Origin of the sequence: Delftia sp. GW456-R20 (assembly GCF_001622915.1) — a bacterium.
GTDB lineage: Bacteria > Pseudomonadota > Gammaproteobacteria > Burkholderiales > Burkholderiaceae_C > Comamonas > Comamonas acidovorans.
In genome coordinates this window covers 45,250-65,597 of record NZ_LWCN01000001.1, presented here as the reverse complement: position 1 = coordinate 65,597, position 20,348 = coordinate 45,250, and the positions used below count along the sequence as shown (strand labels likewise).

Genomic DNA, 20,348 nt, shown 5'->3' with positions numbered 1-20,348 from the left:
CTTGCGGCTTTGCTAGGGGTTCCCCCTGATTTTCTCCGCGATTGCCGGGGGTCAGGCGAAAGCTTTTGGGTGCGGGGTGTTCGTCAAGAACGCCTGCCCATGCTTGGGGATCCTGCGCAAAGTCAATCGCAAACCAGTCCCTTCAAGGTGTTGCCCCCTGTGTTTCAGGGGGCAATTGTCGGGCTGGATTTTAGACCTAACCTTTGAGGTATTCATATGTCCGTCACTATGCGCGAGATGCTGGAAGCAGGCGTCCACTTCGGTCACCAGACCCGTTTCTGGAACCCCAAGATGGCCCCCTTCATCTTCGGTCACCGCAACAAGATCCACATCATCAACCTGGAAAAGTCGCTGCCGATGTTCCAGGACGCCCAGAAGTTCGTCAAGCAACTGGCGTCCAACGGCGGCACGATCCTGATGGTCGGCACCAAGCGCCAAGCCCGCGAAATGGTGGCTGCAGAAGCCCAGCGCGCTGGCGTGCCCTTCGTTGACCAGCGTTGGCTGGGCGGCATGCTGACCAACTTCAAGACCGTCAAGACGTCCATCAAGCGTCTGAAGGAAATGAAGGCCCAGCAAGAAGCCGGCCTGGAAGCCATGAGCAAGAAGGAACAGCTGATGTTCGTTCGCGAACTGGAAAAGCTGGAAAAGGACATCGGCGGCATCCAGGACATGAACAGCCTGCCCGACGCCATCTTCGTGATCGACGTGGGCTTCCACAAGATCGCCGTGGCCGAAGCCAAGAAGCTGGGCATCCCCCTGGTTGGCGTGGTTGACTCCAACCACAACCCCGAAGGCATCGACTATGTCATCCCCGGTAACGACGACTCTGCCAAGGCTGTGCAACTGTACGCCCAAGGCATCGCCGACGCGATCCTGGAAGGCCGCGCTGCTGCACTGACCGACGTGGTCAAGGCTGCATCCGGCGAGAGCGGTGACGAGTTCGTGGAAGTGGAAGAATCCGCTGCCTGATTGAGCTTGTCCGGCTGAGCGACCTCGTCGCTGAATAAGAAGCGGGGCTCAGGGTAGCCCCGTTTTTTTAGCCGAAATCCTGTAACGAATCGAACTGACATTGGAGAAATACGATGGCTGCAATTACCGCAAGCATGGTGGCTGAACTGCGCGCAAAGACTGACGCGCCCATGATGGAATGCAAGAAGGCCCTGACCGAAGCCGAGGGCGATCTGGTCAAGGCCGAAGAGCTGCTGCGCGTCAAGCTCGGCACCAAGGCTGGCAAGGCTGCCTCGCGCGTGACCGCCGAAGGCGTGATCGCCGCCTTCATCAATGGCAACCAGGGTGCCATGATCGAAGTCAACAGCGAAACCGACTTCGTGTCCAAGAACGACAGCTTCATCGCGATGGCCAATGCCGCCGCCAAGCTGGTCGCCGAGCAAAACCCCGCTGACGTGGCCGCGCTGAGCGCACTGGCCTATGAGCAGGACGGTTTCGGCCCCACCCTGGAAGATGTGCGCAAGGGCCTGATCGGCAAGATCGGCGAGAACATGTCCTTCCGCCGCTTCAAGCGTTTCGACGGCACCAGCCTGGCTTCGTACCTGCACGGTTCGCGCATCGGCGTGATCGTCGAGTTCGAAGGCGATGCAACCGCTGCCAAGGACGTCGCCATGCACGTGGCCGCCATGAAGCCCGTGTCCGTGACCAGCGCTGACGTGCCTGCCGAGCTGATCGAAAAGGAACGCACCGTTGCTGCCGCCAAGGCTGCCGAATCCGGCAAGCCTGCCGAGATCGTCGCCAAGATGGTCGAAGGCTCGGTTCAGAAGTACCTGAAGGAAGTCTCGCTGGCCGACCAGGTCTTCGTGAAGGCTGCCGACGGCAAGCAGACCGTGGCCCAGATGCTCAAGGCCGCCAACACCAACGTCAAGGGCTTCACCCTGTACGTGGTCGGCGAAGGCATCGAAAAGAAGGTTGACGACTTCGCTGCCGAAGTGGCTGCCCAAGTGGCCGCTGCCAAGGCTGGCGCCTGATTCGTCTGAGCGCCTGAACCGTTCCCTTCACCATCCACCACCATCCACCTTTCGGAGAAACACCATGTCCAACGCCGCACCGGCCCACAAGCGCATCCTGCTCAAGCTGTCCGGTGAGGCGCTCATGGGCGACGACTCGTTCGGCATCAACCGTGCCACCATCGAGCGCATGGTCTCCGAAATCGCCGAAGTCACCCGCGTGGGTGTCCAGGTGGCCGTGGTGATCGGTGGAGGGAATATTTTCCGTGGCGTGGCTGGTGGTTCGGTCGGAATGGACCGCGCCACCGCTGACTACATGGGCATGCTGGCCACCGTGATGAATGCCCTGGCCCTGGCCGATGCCATGGACAAGCAGGGCCTCATCGCCCGTGTCATGTCGGCCATTGCCATCGAGCAGGTCGTGGAGCCCTATGTGCGCCCCAAGGCCCTGCAGTATCTCGAAGAGGGCAAGGTGGTGGTGTTCGCCGCCGGCACCGGCAACCCGTTCTTCACGACCGATACGGCCGCGGCACTGCGCGGCGCGGAGATCGGTGCCGAAGTGGTGCTCAAGGCCACCAAGGTCGATGGTGTCTACACCGACGACCCGATGAAGAATCCCAACGCGACCCGCTATCACAAGCTGGCTTTCGACGAGGCCATTTCGCGCAACCTGGGCATCATGGACGCCACTGCCTTTGCGCTGTGCCGCGATCAGAAGCTGCCGATCCGGGTGTTCTCCATCATCAAGCCCGGCGCGCTCAAGCGCGTGGTCATGGGCGAGGATGAGGGCACGCTGGTGTACGCTTGAGCGTTTTGATCCCGCGTTTCACAGCTCTTCAAGGAACAAGAACATGACGATTGCAGACATCAAGAAGACCACCGAGTCCAAGATGGGCCAGTCCATCGAAGCGCTCAAGAACAATCTTGCGCGTGTGCGTACCGGCCGTGCCAACCCCTCGCTGCTGGACTCCATCCATGTGGATTACTACGGCTCCATGGTGCCGCTGTCCCAGGTGGCCAACGTGAACCTGCTCGATGCGCGCACCATCAGCGTGCAGCCCTGGGAAAAGAGCATGTCCGCCAAGGTGGAGAAGGCCATTCGCGAAAGCGATCTGGGTCTGAACCCTGCCTCGCTGGGCGATCTGATCCGCGTGCCCATGCCTCCGATGAGCGAGGAACGCCGCAAGGAAATGACCAAGCTGGCCCGCAACGAAGGCGAAGCTTCCAAGATCGCCGTGCGCAACCTGCGCCGCGACGCCAACGAAGCCGTCAAGAAGCTGGTCAAGGACAAGGAAGCCTCGGAAGACGACCAAAAGCGTTGCGAAGCCGATGTCCAGAAGATGACCGACAAGCACATCACCGAGATCGACGCGCTGGTGGCTGCCAAGGAACAAGACATCATGGCGGTCTGAGGCGTTCTGCCTCGCTTGCCTCAGGGTCCGTACCTTTGACAAACCAAGACTCCGGAGCGGTGCCGCGCCATATTGCCGTCATCATGGATGGCAATGGACGCTGGGCCAATCGCCGCTTTCTGCCGCGACTGGCCGGCCACAAGCAGGGCGTGGAATCGCTGCGCCGCTGTGCCCGCGCCTGCGTCCAGCGCGGCGTGCAGGTCCTGACCGTCTTCGCTTTCTCTTCCGAGAACTGGAACCGCCCCGAAGAGGAGGTTTCCGGTCTCATGGGCCTGCTGGCCAATGCCCTTGCCAAGGAAGTGCAGCAACTGAGCCGCGATGGCGTGCGCCTGCACTTCATCGGCGACCGCAGTGGCCTGAGCGAGAAAGTGTGCGCAGGCCTGGCCCAGGCCGAGCAGGTCACCGCACACAACAACCGCCTGGTGCTCAATGTCTGCTTCAACTACGGCGGGCGCTGGGACATTGCCCAGGCCGCAGCCCGGCTGGCAGAGCAGGGCGAGCCCATCACCCCGCAGAGCCTGGACCGCGCACTCGCGCTGGCCCATGTGCCCGACCCGGACCTGCTGATCCGCACTGGCGGGGAGATGCGCATCAGCAACTTCCTGTTGTGGCAGGCCGCGTATTCAGAGCTCTTCTTCAGTGCCAGCCTGTGGCCTGATTTCGACGAGGCCTGCCTGGACGAGGCCATTGCCGCCTTCACTTCGCGCGAGCGGCGCTTCGGCCAGACCTCCGCGCAAGTACACCAATCACAATCGAAGTCGTCCCATCAACAGACGACCTGAACAAGGGGGAGCCATGCTCAAGCAGCGAGTCATCACCGCCCTGATCCTGCTGGCCATCTTGCTGCCTGCGCTGTTCTATCCGACGGGCGTTCCGTTCGCCGTGGTGGTGCTCGTGCTCATGGCGGCGGGTGCCTGGGAATGGGGCCGTCTCAACGGCTTTGGCTCCGCTGGTGCCATCGGCATAGGTGCCATCTGCACGGCGATGTGCGTGGGAACCTGGGCCGCGGGCTGGCTGGAGCGTCCCCTGACCGCGGTCTGGGTGGTCGCTGGCTCCGCCTGGGTGCTGGGCGGCGCGGCACTGCTGCGCGCAGGCGTGGCCGGCTGGCCGCGCATTGCGGGGCCTGTGCGACTGGTCGGCGGAGTGCTGGCCCTGTGGCTGGCCTGGGTGGCCGTGGTGCAGGCACGCATGATGGGCATCAACTTCCTGCTGTCGGTGCTGGTGCTGGTCTGGGTGGCCGATGTCTTTGCATATTTCGCAGGCCGGACCCTGGGCCTGAAATTCACCAAGTCCAAGCTCGCGCCGTCCATCAGTCCCGGCAAGAGCTGGGAAGGCGTGTGGGGCGGCATGGCCGGCGTGCTGGTGCTGGCCTTGGCCTGGGTCTGGGCGGACCGCCACTACGCGGTGGCCGTGCCCAGTTTCTATTCGTTGCTGTTGGCGCGCGGGGCCTGGTTCCTGCTGCTGGCGGTTGTGTTCATGGCCGCGATGAGCGTGGTCGGCGACCTGGTCGAATCCCTGGTCAAGCGCAGCGTGGGCGTCAAGGACAGCAGTGGTTTGCTGCCCGGCCATGGCGGTGTGCTTGATCGCGTCGATGCCCTGCTGCCGACCCTGCCGCTGGCCATGATGCTTTCCTCTTTCGCGCATTCATGAAGCAGAAAATCACCGTCCTGGGCTCCACGGGCTCCATCGGTACCAATACGCTGGACGTGGTGGCGCGCCACCGCGAGCACTACGAGGTCTTTGCACTCAGCGCGGCCACGCAAGTGGACCTGATGCTGCGCCAGTGCGCCGAATTCAAGCCCGCCTATGCCGTCATGGCCAGCGCGCCACACGCGAAGCTGCTGGCTGAGCAGCTGCGCAGCAATGGGCTGGCGACCGAAGTGCTGCAGTCGCCAGACGCGCTGGAGCAGATCGCCTCGCATCCCGAGGTCGATGCCGTCATGGCTGCCATCGTCGGTGCGGCGGGCCTTGCGCCTTGCCTGGCGGCCGCGCGCGCGGGCAAGCGCCTGTTGCTGGCCAACAAGGAGGCTCTGGTCGTTGGCGGCGCACTGTTCATGGACACGGTCAAGCGCCACGGCGCGACTCTGCTGCCCATAGACAGCGAGCATTCGGCCATTTTCCAGTGCCTGCCGGAAGACCGAGCCAGCTGGCCCGATCGCGTGGACAGTCTGCTGCTCACGGCGTCGGGCGGACCCTTTCGCCTGCGCGATCCGGCCACCTTGTCCGAGATCACGCCGGAGCAGGCCTGCGCGCACCCGAACTTCTCCATGGGGCGCAAGATCTCCGTGGACTCGGCGACCATGATGAACAAGGCGCTGGAGGTCATCGAGGCACGCTGGCTGTTCGACATGGCTCCCGACAAGATCAAGGTCGTCATCCATCCGCAGCAGATCGTGCACTCCATGGTGCAGTTCAAGGATGCCTCGGTGCTGGCACAACTGGGCACGCCCGACATGCGCGTGCCCATCGCCTGCGGCCTGGCCTGGCCCCGGCGCATCGCCAGCGGCGCGGCGCCCCTGGATTTCGCGAAGCTGTCGGCCCTGACCTTTGAAGAGGCGGATGCCGTGCGCTTTCCGGGCCTGCACCTTTCCTGGCAGGCGCTGCTCGCCAGCGAGGGAACTACGGCGGTTCTCAATGCTTCCAATGAAGTCGCCGTTGCCGCCTTCCTGGAGCGACGCCTGGCATTTGACCGTATCCACGCTGTGAATTTGCGCACTCTCGAAACCTTGCTGCCGCCTACACTGGGCAGCCTGGACGACCTGCTGGCCCTGGACGCCCAGGCCCGCGAAATCGCGCACACCGTGGCGCGGCAGTGGCAGCTGTAATGCCGGCTTCGCGGGCCAGACCGGGTTTCTCGGTGGGCCTGCGGCGGTATCCAGGTGCGCATTGGATTCAAAGGAGTATCAATTGTTGCTGACCGTAGTTGCATTCGTGGTCGCGCTGGGCGTGCTGATTGCCGTCCACGAGTGGGGCCACTACCGCGTCGCTGTGGCCTGCGGCGTGAAGGTGCTTCGGTTTTCCGTCGGCTTCGGTCGCCCCATCCTGCGCTGGAAGCGCAAAGGTTCGGACACGGAGTTCGTCATCGGTGCACTGCCGCTTGGCGGCTATGTGCGCATGCTCGACGAGCGTGAGGGCGAAGTCCCTGCCGATCAGCGCCATCTGGCATTCAACACCCAGCCGCTGCGGTCACGTGCGGCCATCGTGGCGGCAGGCCCGGTGGCCAATCTCGTGCTGGCCATTGCGCTGCTGGCCATCGTCAATTGGATGGGCATGCAGGAGCCCGTGGCGCGATTGGCCACGCCGCCGGCGGGCACGGTGCTGCAGATGGCGGGCGTGCAGGGCGGTGATCGCGTGCTGCGCATCGCCTTGGGCGACCAGGAGTGGGAAGAGGTCCGCTCCATCAATGATCTGCGCTGGACACTGACGCGCGCCGCGCTCGATGACGAGTCGGTGCGCATGGAAGTGCTCCAGGGCCGTCGCACCGCTCCGTCCGAACTGCGGCTGGCGCTGGCCGGGCAGGTGCAGGGCGAGCCCGATGCCGCCTTCTTCGAGCGCCTGGGCCTGCTGGGGCCCTGGACGCAGCCCGTGCTGGACAAGGTAATTGCCGGTGGTGCCGCCGAAAAGGCCGGCTTGCGCCAGGGCGACCTGGTGCTGCGCGTGGGCAGCACCCCGGTGGATGACGGCACCCAACTGCGCAATCTCATCCGCAAGATGGGTGCATCGGGCCAGGTCCAGCAGCAGGTCTGGCTGGTGGAGCGCGATGGCAGGCAACTGCAGATCCCCGTGCTGCCCGATCTGGGCCGCTCGGAAGATGGCAAGGAGAGCATTGCCCGCATCAGTGCCTACATCGGCAGTGCTCCCGAGATGGCTCTGGTGCAGCGCGGTCCGCTGGAAGGCCTGTGGGCTGGCGTGCAGCGCACCTGGGAGCTGTCGTCGCTGACGCTGCGCATGATGGGCCGCATGGTGATAGGCGAGGCATCGCTCAAGAACATCAGCGGCCCCTTGACCATTGCCGACTATGCGGGGCGCTCGGCCAGCATGGGCCTGGTTCAATACCTCTCGTTCCTGGCGCTGATAAGCATCAGCCTGGGGGTTCTCAACTTGCTCCCCCTGCCGGTGCTCGATGGCGGGCACCTGATGTATTATCTTTGGGAGGGCGTGACTGGCCGAAGCGTGTCGGAAGTCTGGGCCGGGCGCTTGCAGCGTGCAGGCGTGGCGGTTTTGATGATGATGATGTCCGTCGCCTTTTTCAACGATATCAACCGGCTTTGGGGCTAACTTTTCAGCCGTTTTCGGCAAGCCGCAGCGGCGGCAAATCCATTCATGACTAAACGTATCAATCGCCTGGGCGTGCGCGCTGCATCGACCCTGGCTGCCATGGTTTTGGCTGCCAATGCAGCCTGGGCGCTGGAGCCCTTCCGGGTACAGGACATCCGCATCGAAGGCCTGCAGCGCGTGGAGCCGGGCACGGTCTTCGCATCCATCCCGCTGCGCGTGGGCGACCAGTATGACGATGACAAGGGCGCAGCTGCGATCCGCTCGCTGTTCGCGCTGGGATTGTTCAAGGACATCCGCCTCGAAGCCAATGGCAATGTGCTCGTTGTCGTCGTCGAAGAACGCCCGACCATCGCCGAGGTGAACTTCGCCGGCACCAAGGAATTCGACAAGGAAACCCTGCAAAAGGCCATGCGCGATGTGGGCCTGGCCGAGGGTCGTCCGTTCGACAAGGCACTTGCCGACCGCGCGGAGCAGGAGCTCAAGCGCCAGTACATCAACCGCAGCCTTTATGGCGCGGAAGTCGTCACCACGGTCACGCCCATCGAGCGCAACCGCGTGAACCTGACCTTCACGGTGACCGAGGGCGATCCGGCCCGCATCAACGAGATCCACATCGTCGGCAACAAGGCCTTCAGCGAATCCACGCTCAAGGACCTGTTCGATCAGGACACCGGCAACTGGATGAGCTGGTACACCAAGTCGGACCGCTATGCGCGCAACAAGCTCAACGCCGACCTGGAAACGCTGCGCTCGTACTACCTGCAGCGTGGCTACCTGGAGTTCCGCGTGGACTCCACCCAGGTGGCCATCTCGCCCGACAAGCAGACCATCTCGCTGACCCTGAACATCCATGAAGGCGAGCGCTTCGTGGTCTCCGGCGTCAAGCTGGAGGGCAACTACCTCGACCGCGACGACGAATTCAAGTCCCTGGTCAAGATCAAGCCCGGCGAGCCCTACAACGCCGACCAGGTCACGGCGACGACCAAGGCCTTCACCGAGCACTTCGGCAACTTCGGCTTTGCCTTTGCACGCGTCGAGGCCGTGCCGGACATCGACCGTGCAACCAACCGCGTGGCCCTGGTGCTGCACGCCGAGCCTTCTCGCCGCGCTTATGTGCGACGCATCAATCTCAGTGGCAACAACCGCACGCGCGACGAAGTGATCCGCCGCGAATTCCGCCAGTACGAGGCCTCCTGGTATGACGGCGACAAGATCCGCCTGTCGCGCGACCGTGTGGACCGCCTGGGCTTCTTCACCGAGGTCAACGTCGAAACCCAGGAAGTGGCGGGTTCGCCCGACCAGGTGGATCTGGTCATCTCGGTGGCTGAAAAGCCCACGGGTTCGCTGCAGCTGGGCGCTGGTTTTTCCAGCGCTGAAAAGGTTTCGCTGTCGTTCGGCATCAAGCAGGAAAACGTGTTCGGTTCGGGCAACTACCTGGGCGTGGACGTGAACACCAGCAAGTACCGTCGCACCATGGTGCTGTCCACCACGGATCCGTACTTCACGGACACCGGCATCTCGCGCACCTACGACCTGTACTACCGCACTGACCGTCCCTACTACGACGATGCGGCCTACAAGATCGTCACCTCGGGCGGCAGCGTTCGCTTTGGCGTGCCCTTCAGCGAGATCGACACGGTGTATTTCGGTGGCGGCGTGGAGCGCTCCGAAATCAAGCCCGGCACCTACCTGCCTCAGGCGTACAAGGACTATGCCGACAAGTACGGCTACTCCAACACGGGCATACCGCTGACCCTGGGCTGGTCACGCGACAGCCGTGACAGCGCGCTGGCGCCCAACTCCGGTCTCTACCAGCGCCTGAACACCGAGTGGTCGGTGGGTGGCGAGGCCCGCTATGTGCGCGCCAACTACCAGATCCAGCAGTACATTCCGCTGAGCAAGAAGTACACGCTGGCACTGAACGGTGAACTGGGCTACGGCAAGGGCCTCAATGGCCGTCCGTTCCCGCTGTTCAAGAACTTCTTCTCGGGTGGCCTGGGTTCGGTGCGTGGCTTCGAGCAGGGCTCGCTGGGTCCGCGCGACACCAAGGAAAACCTGGCGCTTGGCGGCTCCAAGAAGGTGACCTTGAACGCAGAGTTCATGATTCCCTTCCCCGGTGCCGGCAATGACAGGACTTTGCGTCTTTTTACATTCCTCGATGTGGGCAATGTCTACGGGGCCAACGAGAACTTCGATCTCGGGGAGCTGCGGGCTTCCACGGGCCTGGGCATCAGCTGGATTTCCCCGCTGGGCCCCCTGCGTCTCGCCTTTGCTCAACCCATCCGCAAGCAGACCGGGGATAAAATCCAGCGACTGCAATTCCAAATCGGAACCTCTTTCTAATGAAATCTCTATCTAGCCATTTTTCCCTGGCTGTGCTGCTTGGCGCCATGGCTGTTTCTGCGCACGCTCAAGAGTTCAAGGCCGGCTTTGTGAACACGGACCGCATCTTCCGTGAAGCGTCGACGGCCAAGGCTGCGCAGTCCAAGCTGGAGCAGGAATTCTCCAAGCGTGAGAAGGAACTGGTCGACCAGGGCAATACGCTCAAGAGCGCTTCGGAGAAGTTCGAGCGTGAAGCGCCCACCATGGCCGAAAGCCAGCGCGTCTCCCGTCAGCGTCAGCTGGTGGACCAGGATCGCGAGTTCCAGCGCAAGCGCCGTGAGTTCCAGGAAGACCTGAACTCCCGCAAGAACGAGGAACTGGCCCAAGTGCTGGAGCGCGCCAACAAGGTGGTCAAGCAAGTGGCCGAATCCGAGAAGTACGACGTCATCCTCCAGGAAGCCGTCTACATCAACCCCAAGTACGACATCACTGACAAAGTGATCAAGGCGCTGAACGGCGGCGGCAAGTAAGCCAGCGTCCAGGGCTGCATGCCGTGAGCGTATTGTTGGGTCAGATCCTCGATGCACTCGGTGGCGAACTGGTCGGTGGCGAAAGGGAGATGCCCATCTCCCGCATCGCGCCGCTGGATTCCGCCGGGGCCGGGGATCTCAGTTTTCTGAGCAACCCCCGCTACCGCCAGCAACTGGCCGCCTCCGAGGCGGCCTGCGTTATTGTGGCGCCCGCCATGCGTGAGCTGGCGCAGCAGCGGGGTGCCTGCATCGTGGTCCCTGACCCGTATGCCTACTTCGCCAGGGCCACGCAGTGGTGGAAGCGGAACTGCAGGTCTGTGGCGCCGGCCGGTATCCATCCAAGCGCGGTGGTGCACGAGAGTGCCATCGTTGATGCCTCTGCCACGATCGGCCCGCTCTGCGTGGTTGAAGAGGGTGCCACCATCGGTGCCCACACCGTGCTCAAGTCGCGCGTCACCATTGGCGAGAACTGCCATGTGGGCGCGCGCTGTCTGCTGCATTCCGGCGTGGTGCTGGGAGCGGATGGCTTCGGGTTTGCGCCCGAGAACGGAGCATGGGTGAAGATCGAGCAGCTCGGTGGCGTGCGGATCGGCGACGATGTGGAAATCGGCGCCAATACCTGCATAGACCGCGGAGCGCTGGACGACACGGTGATCGAGGACGGGGTCAAGCTCGACAACCTGATCCAGATCGGTCACAACGTGCACGTCGGCAAGCATACGGCCATGGCCGGTTGCGTGGGGGTGGCCGGCAGCGCGCGCATTGGCGCGCATTGCACCGTGGGAGGCGGCGCCATCGTGCTGGGCCATCTGCAGCTGGCCGACAGGGTGCATATTTCGGCAGCGACGGTAGTGACCCGTTCGCTGACACAATCAGGTGTTTACACGGGCATGTTTCCCGTGGATGAAAACGCCAAATGGGAAAAAAATGCTGCGACGCTGAAGCAGCTGCACTCCATGCGCGATCGCATCAAGGCCCTGGAGCGGCAACTGCAGCAATCGGCGGATCAAGGCCATAACGGAACGCAATGATGGATATTCACGCAATTCTCAAGCAACTGCCCCACCGCTACCCCTTCCTGCTGGTGGACAAGGTCACGGAGCTTGAGCGCAATACACGCATCAAGGCGATCAAGAACGTCACGTTCAACGAGCCCTATTTCATGGGCCATTTCCCAGGCCGTCCCGTCATGCCGGGCGTGCTCATCCTGGAGGCGCTGGCGCAGGCTGCCGGCCTGCTGGCCTTCGATGCCATGGGCCAGGTTCCCGACGAAAACAACATCTACTACTTCGTGGGCATCGACGGTGCGCGCTTCAAGCGCCCCGTGGAGCCGGGCGACCAGCTGGTGCTGGAGATCACCATCGACCGCGTTCGCGGCGGCATCTGGAAGTTCAAGGGCGTGGCCCGCGTCGAGGACGAAGTGGCCTGCGAAGCCGAGCTGATGTGCACCATGCGCAACGTGGGCTGACGGGCGCATGGCTGGCATTGAACGCATCCATCCCACGGCACTGATAGATTCCGCTGCACAGCTGGATTCATCGGTGTCGGTCGGCCCCTATGCCGTCATCGGGCCGCATGTGGAAATCGGCGCCGGCACCACGATTGGCGCGCATTGCGTTGTCGAAGGCCATACCCGCATTGGTTGCGACAACCGGATTTTCCAGTTCGCGTCCCTGGGCGCGCAGCCCCAGGACAAGAAGTACGCAGGCGAGCCCACGCGGCTTGTCATCGGTGACCGCAACACGGTGCGCGAGTTCTGCACCTTCAATGCGGGCACCGTGCAGGACCAGGGTGTCACGACCATCGGCGACGACAACTGGATCATGGCCTATGTGCATGTGGCCCACGACTGCGTCGTGGGCAGCCACACCATCCTGGCCAACAACGCCACCCTGGCCGGCCACGTGCATGTGGGCGACCATGTGATCCTGGGCGGCCTGACGGGCGTGCACCAGTTCACCAAGGTGGGCGCCCATGCCATGGCGGGCTTTGCCAGCCATATCTCGCAGGATGTGCCGCCCTTCATGATGGTGGATGGCAATCCCCTGGCCGTGCGTGGCTTCAATATCGAAGGCCTGCGCCGGCGCGGATTCGGGCCGCAGCGTATCCAGGCCATCAAGCAGATGCACCGTCTGCTGTATCGCCAGGGGCTGACCCTGGAGGCCGCGCGCGACGCCATTGGAGCGCTGGCTGGCGAGCAGCCCGAGGCCGCTGCCGATGTATCGCTGATGCTGGATTTTCTGGCCGCTTCGACCCGGGGCATTGCGCGCTGATCCGGCGCGCGAAAGGACGGCATGACAGAGAACGCGGCGCCATTGGCGCGCCTGAGTCCATCGATTGCCATGGTCGCCGGGGAAACCTCAGGCGACCTGCTGGCGTCCTTGCTCCTGGGTGGGCTGCAGGCCCGCTGGCCCGAGGCTTCGGCCTTTGGCATCGGCGGGCCCCAAATGCAGCAGCGCGGTTTTGAGGCATGGTGGTCCTGCGAGCGGCTGGCCGTGCATGGCTACAGCTGGGAAGTGTTTCGCCGACTGGCCGAGATTCTGAACATCCGCCGGCAGTTGCGCCAGCGCCTGCTCAAGCAGCCGCCAGCCGTTTTTGTCGGCATCGATGCGCCCGACTTCAACCTGGGCCTGGAGACCGATCTGCGGGCTGCGGGCATCAAGACCGTGCATTTCGTCTGCCCCTCGATCTGGGCCTGGCGTGCCGATCGCGTCGAGAAAATCCGGCATGCGGCCGACCATGTGCTGTGCATCTTTCCCTTCGAGCCCGAGTTGCTGGCCCGCCACGGCATAGATGCCACCTACGTGGGCCATCCCCTGGCCAGCGTGATTCCGCTGCAGCCCGACCGTGCCGCCGCGCGCCGTCGGCTGGGTCTGCCGGAAGATGGTCTGGTGCTGGCCGTGCTGCCCGGCAGCCGACGCTCCGAAATCCGCTATCTTGCAGCCCGTTTCTTTCAGGCTGCAGCTTTGGTCCGGAAGGCGCTGCCAGCTATTAAAATAGTAGTGCCTGCCGTGCCTTCGCAACTGGACGAGTTGCGGCGCATTGCCCAGGAGTCCGGCATGGCCTCGTCGCTGCACATCGTGCGCGGCCAGTCCCATGATGCATTGGCAGCCTGCGACGTGACGTTGATCGCCAGCGGCACAGCCACGCTGGAAGCCGCGTTGTACAAGCGTCCCATGGTGATCGGCTACAACATGCACCCCTGGAGCTGGCGCCTGATGCGTGGCAAGCAGTTGCAGCCCTGGGTGGGCCTGCCCAACATCCTGTGCGGCGATTTCGTCGTGCCCGAGCTGATCCAGGATGCGGCAACGCCCCAGGCGCTGAGCGCGGCTGTGCTGCAATGGCTGCAGGCGTGCGAACATTCCCCTTCAACCGTCGAGGCGCTGGTACAGCGCTTCACAGCGCTGCACCATGAATTGCGGCGCGATACTGCCGAACTGGCCGCCCATGCGATCGAGAAAATCATTGCCCCCACTGCCGCCTGAACAGGCGTGCCTGCCCTGGCATCCGCCGGGGTTGGTTGCGGGCGTGGACGAAGCGGGCCGCGGCCCGTTGGCCGGCCCTGTCGTGGCCGCTGCTGTCATTCTTGACGATCTCAATCCCATCGAGGGCCTGAACGATTCCAAGAAGCTCACGGCTGCGCGCCGCGAGGCACTCTATGACGAGATCCGTGCCAAGGCGCTGTGCTGCAGCATTGCCGAGGCCTCGGTCGAGGAGATTGATCGCCTGAACATCCTGCAGGCCACGCTGCTGGCCATGCGCCGCGCGGTACTGGGCCTGCGCCTGAAGCCGGTGCTCGTGCTGGTGGATGGCAACCAGCTGCCCGTGCTGGATGTGCAGGCCGAGGCCATCGTCAAGGGGGACTCGCTGGTGCAGGCCATCTCGGCCGCCTCCATTCTGGCCAAGGTCACGCGCGACCGCTGGTGCGAACGGCTGCATGAGCAATATCCGGAATACGGTTTCGACGGCCACAAGGGCTACGGCACGGCGGCCCACCTTGCGGCGCTGCGCCTGCACGGTGCCTGCGAGGAGCACCGGCGAACCTTCGCGCCGGTGGCCCACGTCGTGAGCATTGCCCGCATGGCCGAGCCCCTGGCCGCTGCCCGCGTGGCAGCTGCGGCGCAGGGCGCGCAAGCCTTGCTGCTGTCGGCCTGAGCGCCTTGCCGTTTCTTTCTGCGCCCGTGGCGCGCTGTTCCCTTTGCCCGAAAGCCTCACCATGAGCCGACAACCCGCCGCCACATTGATCCAGTCCCGTGACAACGTCCTGGTCAAGGATTTGCGAAGGCTTGTCCAGGACAGTGGGGCCTACCGCAAGCAAGGGCGTGTCTGGCTGGAGGGGGACCATCTGTGCCGTGCCGCGCTGGCGCGTGGCATGCAGCCCTCCGTGGCCGTGGTGGCCGAATCCTTCTGGCCGCTGGTGCCGCTGGAATGGGTGCAGGGCGCAGGCAAGTGCGTGGTGCTGGCAGATGCCCTGTTTGCCGAAGTCAGCGGCCTGGAGTCCCCGGCGCGCATCGGTTTTCTGATGGACTGGCAGGCATCGGCGGTCATCCGTGCCGGCGTGGCCACGGTGGTGTTGGACCGCGTGCAGGACGCAGGCAACGTGGGCTCCATCCTGCGCAGTGCCGCTGCCTTCGGTTTCAGCCAGGTCGTGGCCTTGAAGGGCACGGCTGCGCTGTGGAGCCAGAAGGTGCTGCGCGCCGGCATGGGGGCGCATTTCGGTCTGCAACTGGTCGAGTCGGCCTCGCCCGAAGACCTGGATGCGCTTGGCTTGCCCCTGATCGTGACCAGTTCCCACCAGGGCGAACTGATCCAAAATGCCGCGCTGCCCTGGCCTTGTGCCTGGGCCATGGGCCATGAAGGGCAGGGCGTTGGCGAGGCGCTGATGCAGCGGGCAGCGCAGCATGTGCGCATCGGCCAGCCGGGCGGTGAGGAGTCGCTGAACGTGGCTGCTGCAGCGGCGATATGCCTGCACGCAAGCAGCGTGAGTGCCGGCTCACGTCAAGGGTAATCCCGCCTCCTGTCAGGAGGCTGAAGCACGACCAGCCTATAATGGGCGGCTTTCAAGCATTCCACACTACGCCTAGCGACGCTTCCTCGCCACCCCCTGCAGACAAGCTATAACCCGCCCGGATCCGTCCGTGCGGCACGCTGGGCGTAACCGTAATTAGAACCGGAGAACCCAGTGCTTTTGTCTCTCAAGGGAGCATTCCCATCCGCCATCCTGGCGCTCGCAGACGGCACGGTCTTTGTTGGCAACTCGATCGGTGCGCAAGGCACCACGGTTGGTGAAGTCGTTTTCAACACGGCAATCACCGGCTACCAGGAAATCCTCACCGACCCCAGCTACTGCCAGCAGATCGTGACGCTCACGTATCCGCACATCGGCAACTACGGCGTCAACGCAGAGGATGTCGAGGCTGGCAAGGTCCATGCGGCGGGCCTGATCATCAAGAACCTTCCGCTGCTGGCCAGCAACTTCCGCAAGTCCGAGACCCTGCCCGACTACCTCACGCGCAGCGGCACGGTGGCGATTGCCAACATCGACACGCGCAAGCTCACACGGCTGCTGCGCGACAAGGGCGCACAAAACGGCGCCATCGTCGGTTTGGCCGCTGGCGAAGAAGTGACCCAGGCGCGCATCGACGAGGCACTGGCTGCGGCCAAGGCGGCCCCCAGCATGAAGGGCCTGGATCTGGCCCAGGTGGTGAGCGCAGCCCAGCAGTACGAATGGACGGAAACCGAGTGGAAGCTGGGCGAAGGCTACGGCCAGCAGCAGGCCCCGCGTTTCCATGTGGTGGCCTATGACTTCGGCGTGAAGTTCAACATCCTGCGCATGCTGGCCGAGCGCGGCTGCAAGCTGACCGTGGTGCCGGCCAAGACGCCCGCCAAGGATGTGCTGGCACTCAACCCCGACGGCGTTTTCCTGTCCAACGGCCCTGGCGACCCAGAGCCCTGCGACTACGCCATTGCCGCCACCAAGGAGCTGGTGGAGTCCGGCAAGCCCGTCTTCGGCATCTGCCTGGGTCACCAGATCATGGCCCTGGCCGCTGGCGCCAAGACCTTCAAGATGGCCAACAGCCACCACGGCGCCAACCACCCCGTCAAGGACCTGGACAACGGCCGGGTCAGCATCACCAGCCAGAACCACGGTTTTGCCGTGGAGATGGAGTCCCTGCCCGACACGCTGCGCGCCACGCACATCAGCCTGTTCGACGGCACGCTGCAAGGCCTTGAGCACAAGGACAAGCCTGCGTTCTGCTTCCAGGGCCACCCCGAGGCTTCGCCCGGCCCGCACGATATCGCCTACCTGTTTGACCGCTTCACGGCGCTGATGGAGAAACACAAAAATGCCTAAGCGCACCGACCTCAAAAGCATTCTGATCATTGGCGCCGGTCCCATCGTCATCGGCCAGGCCTGCGAGTTTGACTACTCCGGCGTGCAGGCCTGCAAGGCGCTGCGCGAAGAGGGCTACAAGGTCATCCTGATCAACAGCAACCCTGCCACGATCATGACCGACCCGGCCACGGCCGACGTCACCTACATCGAGCCCATCACCTGGCAGACGGTCGAGAAGATCATCGCCAAGGAGCGTCCCGACGCCATCCTGCCGACCATGGGCGGCCAGACCGCGCTGAACTGCGCGCTGGACCTGTGGCGCAACGGCGTGCTGCACAAGTACAAGGTCGAGCTGATCGGCGCAACTCCCGAGGCCATCGACAAGGCCGAGGACCGCCTCAAGTTCAAGGATGCGATGACGCGCATCGGCCTGGGTTCGGCACGCTCGGGCATCGCCCATTCGATGGACGAAGCCTGGGCCGTGCAAAAGGAAATGGGCTTTCCCACCGTCATCCGCCCCAGCTTCACGCTGGGCGGCACGGGCGGCGGCATTGCCTACAACCCCGAAGAGTTCGAGACCATCTGCAAGCGCGGCCTGGAAGCGTCCCCGACCAATGAGCTGCTGATCGAGGAATCGCTGCTCGGCTGGAAGGAGTACGAGATGGAAGTCGTCCGCGACAAGGCGGACAACTGCATCATCATCTGCTCCATCGAGAACCTGGACCCCATGGGCGTGCACACCGGCGACTCGATCACCGTGGCACCCGCGCAGACGCTGACCGACAAGGAATACCAGATCATGCGCAACGCCTCGCTGGCGGTGCTGCGCGAGATCGGTGTGGACACGGGCGGCTCCAACGTGCAGTTCTCGGTGAACCCGAAGGACGGCCGCATGATCGTCATCGAGATGAACCCGCGCGTGTCGCGTTCCTCGGCGCTGGCCTCCAAGGCCACGGGCTTCCCCATCGCCAAGGTCGCTGCCAAGCTGGCCGTGGGCTACACGCTGGACGAACTCAAGAACGACATCACGGGCGGCAAGACTCCCGCTTCGTTCGAGCCCTCGATCGACTACGTGGTCACCAAGATCCCGCGTTTCGCGTTCGAGAAGTTCCCCGCTGCCGACAACCGCCTGACCACGCAGATGAAGTCCGTGGGCGAGGTCATGGCCATTGGCCGTACCTTCCAGGAATCCTTCCAGAAAGCGCTGCGCGGCCTGGAAGTCGGCGTGGACGGCATGAACGAAAAGACCCAGGACCGCGAAATCCTCGAAAAGGAACTCGGCGAGCCAGGTCCGGACCGCATCTGGTATGTGGGCGACGCCTTCGCTGCCGGCTGGACGCTGGACGAGGTGCACAACATCACCAAGATCGACAAGTGGTTCCTCGTGCAGATCGAAGAGATCGTGAAGATCGAACTCGAACTGGACCAGGTCTACGAGGAAAAGGGCGATGCCGCGCTGGCCGCACTGGACGCCACCACGCTGCGCACGCTCAAGCAAAAGGGCTTCTCCGACCGTCGCCTGGCCAAGCTGCTCCACAGCAATGAAAAGGCCGTGCGCGAGGCACGCAAGACACTGGGCGTGCGCCCCGTGTTCAAGCGCGTGGACACCTGCGCTGCCGAGTTCGCCACCGACACGGCCTACATGTACTCCACCTATGACGAGGAGTGCGAAGCCGAGCCGACGGACAAGAAAAAGATCATGGTGCTGGGCGGTGGCCCGAACCGCATCGGCCAGGGCATCGAGTTCGACTACTGCTGCGTGCATGCTGCGCTCGCCATGCGCGAGGACGGCTATGAAACCATCATGGTCAACTGCAACCCCGAGACCGTGTCCACCGACTACGACACGTCGGACCGCCTGTACTTCGAGCCGCTGACGCTGGAAGACGTGCTCGAAGTCGTGGCTGTCGAGAAGCCTGTTGGCGTCATCGTGCAGTACGGCGGCCAGACGCCCCTGAAACTTGCGCTGGGTCTTGAAAAGGAAGGCGTGCCCATCATCGGCACCACGCCCGACATGATCGACGCGGCCGAAGACCGCGAGCGCTTCCAGAAGCTGCTGCATGAGCTGGGCCTGCGCCAGCCGCCCAATGCCACGGCCCGTACCGAGCCCGAAGCGCTGGAAAAGGCGGCCGGCCTGGGCTACCCCCTGGTCGTGCGACCCAGCTATGTGCTGGGTGGTCGTGCCATGGAAATCGTGCACGAGCAGCGCGACCTGGAGCGCTACATGCGCGAAGCCGTCAAGGTCAGCAATGACTCGCCCGTGCTGCTGGACCACTTCCTGTCCAACGCCATCGAGTGCGATGTGGACTGCGTGCGCGACCGCGAAGGCGCCGTCTTCATCGGCGGCGTGATGGAGCACATCGAGCAGGCTGGCGTGCATTCGGGCGATTCCGCCTGCTCGCTGCCGCCTTACTACCTCAAGCCCGAGACCGTGGCCGAGATCAAGCGCCAGACTGCCGCCATGGCCAACGCGCTGAGCGTGGTCGGCCTGATGAACGTGCAGTTCGCCATCAAGGAAACGGCCGAAGGCGACGTGATCTACGTGCTGGAAGTCAACCCGCGCGCCTCGCGCACCGTGCCCTTCGTCTCCAAGGCCACCGGCATCCAGCTGGCCAAGGTGGCTGCGCGCTGCATGGCCGGCGACACGCTGGCCCAGCAGGGCATCACCAAGGAAGTCACGCCGCCGTACTTCAGCGTCAAGGAAGCCGTCTTCCCGTTCGTGAAGTTCCCTGGCGTGGACACCATCCTCGGCCCCGAGATGAAGTCCACCGGCGAAGTCATGGGCGTGGGCAAGACCTTTGGCGAAGCCTTCGTCAAGAGCCAACTGGGCGCCGGCGTCACGCTGCCGACCCAGGGCAAGGTCTTCCTGACCGTGAAGAACGCCGACAAGCCGCGTGCCGTGGCCGTGGCCAAGGAACTGGCTGCGATGGGCTTCGTGCTGTGCGCCACGCGCGGTACGGCAGCGGCCATCTCCGAGGCCGGCATCGAGGTGCAGCTCGTCAACAAGGTGACCGAAGGCCGCCCCCACATCGTGGACATGATCAAGAACGGCGAGATCGCCATGGTCATCAACACGGTGGAGGAGCGCCGCAACGCCATCGCCGACTCGCGTGCCATCCGCACCAGCGCCCTGCTGGCGCGTGTGACCACCTTCACGACCATCTTCGGTGCAGAAGCTGCCGTCGAAGGCATGAAGTCCATGGGCAACATGGACGTGCACTCGGTCCAGGAATTGCACGCCCAACTGCAGGCTGCCTGAGATCCTTCCATTGCCGCTGCGCCTGTTTTTTGATGGCGCGCAGCGAGCGGCACTGTCCGACAGTGCCGCCGGGTTATCCCACCATTTCGGGTGGGTAAACACGGCATAATGGAACGAATCATTCGATGAAACCGCCGCGCGGCAACGTGCGGCGGTTTGCTTTTGGGGTGCAGGTCCAGCCGCAAAGTCGCCGGCCCGCCTGTACCAAAGAAACCGCGCAGCGCGCGGCGTTCGCTGAACATGGAGACTTTT

18 protein-coding genes are annotated in these 20,348 nt (G+C 63.8%); all 18 read left to right on the top strand.

Features of this window, described 5'->3' with window-relative positions:
• Positions 1-216: 216 nt before the first annotated feature.
• The 18 genes from rpsB to carB all read left to right on the top strand — a co-directional run bounded on the left by rpsB (position 217) and on the right by carB (position 20,096).
• Complete coding sequence (gene rpsB / locus A4F85_RS00295; protein WP_012206747.1) at positions 217-969, top strand: 30S ribosomal protein S2; 753 nt, start codon at positions 217-219, stop codon at positions 967-969.
• Between the two features lie 113 nt (positions 970-1,082).
• Positions 1,083-1,979: a translation elongation factor Ts gene (gene tsf, locus A4F85_RS00290; protein WP_034396180.1), complete on the top strand. Its 897-nt coding sequence runs from the start codon at positions 1,083-1,085 to the stop codon at positions 1,977-1,979.
• 64 nt (positions 1,980-2,043) lie between these two features.
• Positions 2,044-2,766, top strand: coding sequence for a UMP kinase (gene pyrH / locus A4F85_RS00285; protein ID WP_012206745.1), 723 nt, complete (start codon positions 2,044-2,046; stop codon positions 2,764-2,766).
• Between the two features lie 43 nt (positions 2,767-2,809).
• Positions 2,810-3,370, top strand: coding sequence for a ribosome recycling factor (gene frr / locus A4F85_RS00280; RefSeq protein WP_012206744.1), 561 nt, complete (start codon positions 2,810-2,812; stop codon positions 3,368-3,370).
• Positions 3,371-3,405: 35 nt separating this feature from the next.
• Entirely contained in the window at positions 3,406-4,152 is a 747-nt protein-coding gene (uppS, locus tag A4F85_RS00275) for a polyprenyl diphosphate synthase (RefSeq protein WP_034396177.1), read from the top strand.
• A gap of 13 nt (positions 4,153-4,165) precedes the next feature.
• A complete protein-coding gene (locus A4F85_RS00270) occupies positions 4,166-5,020 on the top strand; it encodes a phosphatidate cytidylyltransferase (RefSeq protein ID WP_063325296.1) in 855 nt (284 codons plus the stop codon).
• The gene (ispC, locus tag A4F85_RS00265) at positions 5,017-6,195 is read left to right on the top strand and encodes a 1-deoxy-D-xylulose-5-phosphate reductoisomerase (RefSeq protein ID WP_043819021.1); all 1,179 of its coding nucleotides are present in this window, start codon (positions 5,017-5,019) and stop codon (positions 6,193-6,195) included. The genes A4F85_RS00270 and ispC overlap by 4 nt, the downstream gene beginning before the upstream one ends.
• An 82-nt stretch (positions 6,196-6,277) precedes the next feature.
• Complete coding sequence (rseP, locus tag A4F85_RS00260) at positions 6,278-7,648, top strand: RIP metalloprotease RseP (protein ID WP_043795909.1); 1,371 nt, start codon at positions 6,278-6,280, stop codon at positions 7,646-7,648.
• 45 nt (positions 7,649-7,693) lie between these two features.
• Positions 7,694-9,991 carry an outer membrane protein assembly factor BamA gene (gene bamA / locus A4F85_RS00255; protein ID WP_013801452.1) on the top strand — a complete coding sequence of 766 codons (2,298 nt, stop codon included), beginning with the start codon at positions 7,694-7,696 and terminating at the stop codon, positions 9,989-9,991.
• On the top strand, positions 9,991-10,500 hold the full coding sequence (locus tag A4F85_RS00250; protein WP_013801453.1) for an OmpH family outer membrane protein: 510 nt from the start codon (positions 9,991-9,993) through the stop codon (positions 10,498-10,500). Before bamA ends, A4F85_RS00250 begins: the two co-directional genes overlap by 1 nt.
• 23 nt (positions 10,501-10,523) lie before the next feature.
• Positions 10,524-11,531, top strand: coding sequence for a UDP-3-O-(3-hydroxymyristoyl)glucosamine N-acyltransferase (lpxD, locus tag A4F85_RS00245; RefSeq protein ID WP_013801454.1), 1,008 nt, complete (start codon positions 10,524-10,526; stop codon positions 11,529-11,531).
• Complete coding sequence (gene fabZ / locus A4F85_RS00240; protein WP_012206736.1) at positions 11,528-11,968, top strand: 3-hydroxyacyl-ACP dehydratase FabZ; 441 nt, start codon at positions 11,528-11,530, stop codon at positions 11,966-11,968. Before lpxD ends, fabZ begins: the two co-directional genes overlap by 4 nt.
• 7 nt (positions 11,969-11,975) lie before the next feature.
• On the top strand, positions 11,976-12,773 hold the full coding sequence (gene lpxA / locus A4F85_RS00235) for an acyl-ACP--UDP-N-acetylglucosamine O-acyltransferase (protein ID WP_063325295.1): 798 nt from the start codon (positions 11,976-11,978) through the stop codon (positions 12,771-12,773).
• 21 nt (positions 12,774-12,794) lie between these two features.
• Positions 12,795-13,985, top strand: coding sequence for a lipid-A-disaccharide synthase (lpxB, locus tag A4F85_RS00230; RefSeq protein ID WP_063325294.1), 1,191 nt, complete (start codon positions 12,795-12,797; stop codon positions 13,983-13,985).
• Complete coding sequence (rnhB, locus tag A4F85_RS00225) at positions 13,948-14,655, top strand: ribonuclease HII (RefSeq protein WP_012206733.1); 708 nt, start codon at positions 13,948-13,950, stop codon at positions 14,653-14,655. The genes lpxB and rnhB overlap by 38 nt, the downstream gene beginning before the upstream one ends.
• A gap of 61 nt (positions 14,656-14,716) precedes the next feature.
• The gene (locus A4F85_RS00220) at positions 14,717-15,508 is read left to right on the top strand and encodes a TrmH family RNA methyltransferase (protein ID WP_063325293.1); all 792 of its coding nucleotides are present in this window, start codon (positions 14,717-14,719) and stop codon (positions 15,506-15,508) included.
• Positions 15,509-15,682: 174 nt separating this feature from the next.
• The gene (carA, locus tag A4F85_RS00215; protein WP_016447475.1) at positions 15,683-16,855 is read left to right on the top strand and encodes a glutamine-hydrolyzing carbamoyl-phosphate synthase small subunit; all 1,173 of its coding nucleotides are present in this window, start codon (positions 15,683-15,685) and stop codon (positions 16,853-16,855) included.
• The gene (gene carB / locus A4F85_RS00210; protein WP_063325292.1) at positions 16,848-20,096 is read left to right on the top strand and encodes a carbamoyl-phosphate synthase large subunit; all 3,249 of its coding nucleotides are present in this window, start codon (positions 16,848-16,850) and stop codon (positions 20,094-20,096) included. The genes carA and carB overlap by 8 nt, the downstream gene beginning before the upstream one ends.
• Positions 20,097-20,348 lie beyond the last annotated feature (252 nt).

Excerpts from the sequence above, each read along its gene's own strand:
- lpxA (WP_063325295.1), top strand. The coding sequence starts at position 11,976 with ATGGCTGGCATTGAACGCATCCATCCCACGGCACTGATAGATTCCGCT.
- rpsB (WP_012206747.1), top strand. The coding sequence starts at position 217 with ATGTCCGTCACTATGCGCGAGATGCTGGAAGCAGGCGTCCACTTCGGT.
- A4F85_RS00220 (WP_063325293.1), top strand. The coding sequence starts at position 14,717 with ATGAGCCGACAACCCGCCGCCACATTGATCCAGTCCCGTGACAACGTC.
- frr (WP_012206744.1), top strand. The coding sequence starts at position 2,810 with ATGACGATTGCAGACATCAAGAAGACCACCGAGTCCAAGATGGGCCAG.
- bamA (WP_013801452.1), top strand. The coding sequence starts at position 7,694 with ATGACTAAACGTATCAATCGCCTGGGCGTGCGCGCTGCATCGACCCTG.
- rnhB (WP_012206733.1), top strand. The coding sequence starts at position 13,948 with ATGCGATCGAGAAAATCATTGCCCCCACTGCCGCCTGAACAGGCGTGC.
- carB (WP_063325292.1), top strand. The coding sequence starts at position 16,848 with ATGCCTAAGCGCACCGACCTCAAAAGCATTCTGATCATTGGCGCCGGT.
- pyrH (WP_012206745.1), top strand. The coding sequence starts at position 2,044 with ATGTCCAACGCCGCACCGGCCCACAAGCGCATCCTGCTCAAGCTGTCC.
- fabZ (WP_012206736.1), top strand. The coding sequence starts at position 11,528 with ATGATGGATATTCACGCAATTCTCAAGCAACTGCCCCACCGCTACCCC.
- A4F85_RS00250 (WP_013801453.1), top strand. The coding sequence starts at position 9,991 with ATGAAATCTCTATCTAGCCATTTTTCCCTGGCTGTGCTGCTTGGCGCC.
- ispC (WP_043819021.1), top strand. The coding sequence starts at position 5,017 with ATGAAGCAGAAAATCACCGTCCTGGGCTCCACGGGCTCCATCGGTACC.
- A4F85_RS00270 (WP_063325296.1), top strand. The coding sequence starts at position 4,166 with ATGCTCAAGCAGCGAGTCATCACCGCCCTGATCCTGCTGGCCATCTTG.
- tsf (WP_034396180.1), top strand. The coding sequence starts at position 1,083 with ATGGCTGCAATTACCGCAAGCATGGTGGCTGAACTGCGCGCAAAGACT.
- lpxB (WP_063325294.1), top strand. The coding sequence starts at position 12,795 with ATGACAGAGAACGCGGCGCCATTGGCGCGCCTGAGTCCATCGATTGCC.